This window comes from Desulforamulus profundi (assembly GCF_002607855.1).
Genome location: NZ_AWQQ01000038.1, coordinates 1 through 3,431 on the forward strand (window position 1 = coordinate 1; position 3,431 = coordinate 3,431).

A 3,431-nucleotide genomic window follows, 5' to 3' on the forward strand; every position below is an offset into this window, starting at 1 on the left:
TGGCAGCTGCCAGGGAAAAGAATATTACGGTCTGTAATGTGCCGGGCTACAGTACCGAAGCGGTGGCAGAGCTGGTCTTTGGTTTTATCTTAAACTTTGCCAGATCTCTGTCCCAGCAGCAGTGGATGATTAAAGAGGGAGATTTCACTAACTTCAAGCAGGACATTCAAACCGCCAACTTTGAGGTGCAAAACAAAACCCTGGGCATTGTTTGCGGCGGTTCCATCGGGCAGCAGGTGATGAAACTGGCCCTGGCCTTTAACATGAATATCCTGGTTTACAATCGCACACCCAGGGACTGGGGCGATCCCAGAATACAATCGGTGTCCCTGGAGGAACTGCTGCGGCAAAGTGATTTTGTTTCCATCCACTGCCCCCTGAGCGAAGACACCAAATACCTGATCAACCGGGAACGGTTACAGTTAATGAAGCCCACCGCCTACATTATTAACACTTCCAGGGGGCCGGTAATCAAAGAAGCTGATTTAATCGAAGCCCTGCAAAAGGGACGCATCGCCGGCGCTGCACTGGATGTACAGGAAAAGGAGCCACCGGATCAGGATAAAATTCTATATTAAAAAAGGCGGTCAGATTTACCTCCGCTCTGCCAACCCTAACTATGAAGATATCGAATACGGGCCCAACCATCGCATTATTGGTATCATGGTGGGTATCATCCGGGAATCTGCTCCCTCTCTATCCGAGTACCAGGAGTTATTGCGATTAAAGGAATATCAGGACAACCGCTGGACGGAAGTAATTGAATCGGCAGTTTCCGTGGGATTTAAGCCGGAACATTTAAAGCAATTGATCGATATGCAGGTAGCTGTGGCAAATAACTTGGTCAAAGAGTTGAAAAAAACTTATAAAACATAAACCCGCCACCAGGGGCGGGATATTTTTCAACCAATTAACCAAACATATATTCGCAGCCTAACTTATAAAAAATCATACAAGGGGGAGTCTATATGCCAGGTCATTTGGAGAAACGAAGCAGAGACACGTGGACCATTGTCATTGATGTAGGACGGGACCCGTCTTCGGGAAAACGCAAACGCATTTATAGGGCTTTCCGGGGTACAAAAAAGGCCGCAGAAATTGAAATGGCTCGGTTATTAACCGAGCTTGAACAAGGCTTGTTTGTTGAGCCTGTAAAGCTAACTTTGGGGGAATATCTCAAGAAGTGGCTGAACGACTATGCTAAGATTAGTGTGGCTCCCAAGACATTCTTACGATATCAGGAGATCATCTTAAAATGCATGCTTCCTGAACTGGGACAGATAGCAGTGGAAAAGTTAAAACCCTTACATCTACAAAACTATTATGCCAAAATGTTGGAATCAGGGAGACAAGATGGCAAGGGCGGTTTGTCCCCAACCACCGTACTTCAACACCACCGAATTCTTCACCGTGCTCTGGAAATGGCAGTCAAATGGCAGGTAATAGCCCGGAACGTAGCAGATGCTGTGGAACCACCGAAGAAAACTAAGCACAAGATAACGCCATTAGATGAAAGCCAGGTATTTCAACTGATTAAAGCAGCGGAAACCACTCCTTTTTTCTCCCAGGTTGTCCTGGCCGTCTTCACCGGCATGCGTCGGGGTGAGATTTATGGCCTGCGCTGGCCGGACATTGATTTTGTTTCAGGCACGATCTCCATCAAGCAGGCAGCCCAGTACACAAAGGAAAAGGGCATCTTTTTTAAAGTGCCTAAGAGTGAAAAAAGCATAAGAACAATCGATGTTTCACCATATGTTTTAGAGGTGCTGAAAAAAGAAAAGGTTAAGCAAAATAAGGCCAGGCTAGCAGCCGGGGAAAACTATAAAAACCTGAAGATCTGGTGTTTACTCAACAGGATGGACAACCCCAGCACCCGGACAGCCTATCCTCCTGGTTTCCCGAATTCATGGTGAAGAATGGTTTACCACGAATTCGGTTTCACGACCTTCGCCATTATGAGAAGCAGATGATTATGGGAATCGTTGCTTAAAAGTCAGCAAATTTATTGCATTTTCAAGGAAATCACTTCCCATAACTTTTACGTCAAACTGGCCTATTTACAAAGATTTTGGAGCCAATTCATCAATTCACCATCCTTTTCCCATGAAGGAAGGTCCCCTGTATCCAATTCAATGTACGCACTTTCCAAGGCTTTGCGCTTCATTTCACTGTCTGCTCTGGCATAGATTTTATGGAAAGCTTGTCATAAAATCTATGCACGCGCCGACAGTGAAATGAAAAGAAAAGCTTTGGAGAGTGCATATATGGAATTAGACATGGGTGAAATGCCTTCTTGGGAAAATGATGGAGATCTGATGAATTGGTTGCAGTATTTATGTAAATAGGCAAAATATTATGGGAAGTGTTTTTAAGAGAAAAGTTGTTGATATAGGGCATTTTCTAGGTACACTTCCCATAAACTTACACTTCCCATAATGGCGATTATGTAACGCGTTACATAATCGCCACACCCACGCCAGCCTTCTGTTAAAGCAGGGGAGTCCCTGAAACTAATCTGCGATCGGTTGGGGCATTCCGGAATAGGGATAACCTCGGATATCTACACCCACCTGATGCCCGGCATGCAGAGAAAAGCTGCCAGTCAGCTGGAGGAAAGGATTTTTCAAAATCTCCTGGACTACGATCATCTGAGGAGAACTAGTTGAATAAGATCTGCCAGGCCCAACGACAAGATGCTGGGATAAACACTTTCTGTATTTTACAATTTCTAGCGGCACCATTAAAAAATATGATATAGTAGGTTCAAGGTGGTGAATTTTATGCAAGCAAAAGAACGCTTACTGAAGGAAATTGAGTCCCTTAGCCCACATCATATTCTTAAGATATATGACCTGGTTTTAGCCCTAAAAAAACAAAATCACCAGGTAGTTTTGAGGAAGAATCCCACAGGGTACTTGAGAGCACGTGCAGCTTTACGAAACTGTAAAGGTTCTTTGAGTAAGGATATTATCGAAGAAAGAAATGATCGGTTATGAACCTTTTCTTTGATACCTCGGCCCTTATTAAATTCTTTCATGAAGAAGAAGGTACTGAAACAGTTACAGGAATCATTACTGATGATGAGAACAAAATATATGTTTCCGAACTACTAGGATAGAGTTCCTATCTGCACTCCATCGCCGGTACCGTAATAAAGAACTCAATGAGCACACCTTAGCCGAAGCCATCAGAGGTTTTGATGAAGAATACAGCCACTTCCATGTAGAACCCCTGGGAAGCGCCATTGTACACGAGGCTGAAGCCCTTGTAAAAGATTATGTGAATTAAGTTGTCAAGGTATTGACACTTTGGAAATAAATAACAGCTCCCCTTGTTATCCTAAAATGTTCTTGGTGAGCCCCAGAGGTTAACTTAAATTAAAGTGGCGCCGAAGGGAAGTCTTGACGGACGGGGTCCCCGCGTGTGGTACA

General features: G+C 44.2%; 4 protein-coding genes. All 4 read left to right on the forward strand.

Translation table 11 applies throughout. The features are described from left to right. Window positions 1-578, forward strand: a 578-nt coding sequence (locus P378_RS05465) for a 2-hydroxyacid dehydrogenase (protein ID WP_274378644.1), incomplete at its 5' end; no start/stop codon positions are given. After that, entirely contained in the window at window positions 532-876 is a 345-nt protein-coding gene (locus tag P378_RS05470; RefSeq protein ID WP_099082546.1) for a LexA family protein, read from the forward strand. The genes P378_RS05465 and P378_RS05470, both read left to right, overlap by 47 nt. 92 nt (window positions 877-968) lie before the next feature. Continuing rightward, window positions 969-1,913: a site-specific integrase gene (locus tag P378_RS05475; protein WP_099082547.1), complete on the forward strand. Its 945-nt coding sequence runs from the start codon at window positions 969-971 to the stop codon at window positions 1,911-1,913. Between the two features lie 867 nt (window positions 1,914-2,780). Continuing rightward, entirely contained in the window at window positions 2,781-2,996 is a 216-nt protein-coding gene (locus P378_RS05480) for a hypothetical protein (RefSeq protein ID WP_099082548.1), read from the forward strand. Window positions 2,997-3,431 lie beyond the last annotated feature (435 nt).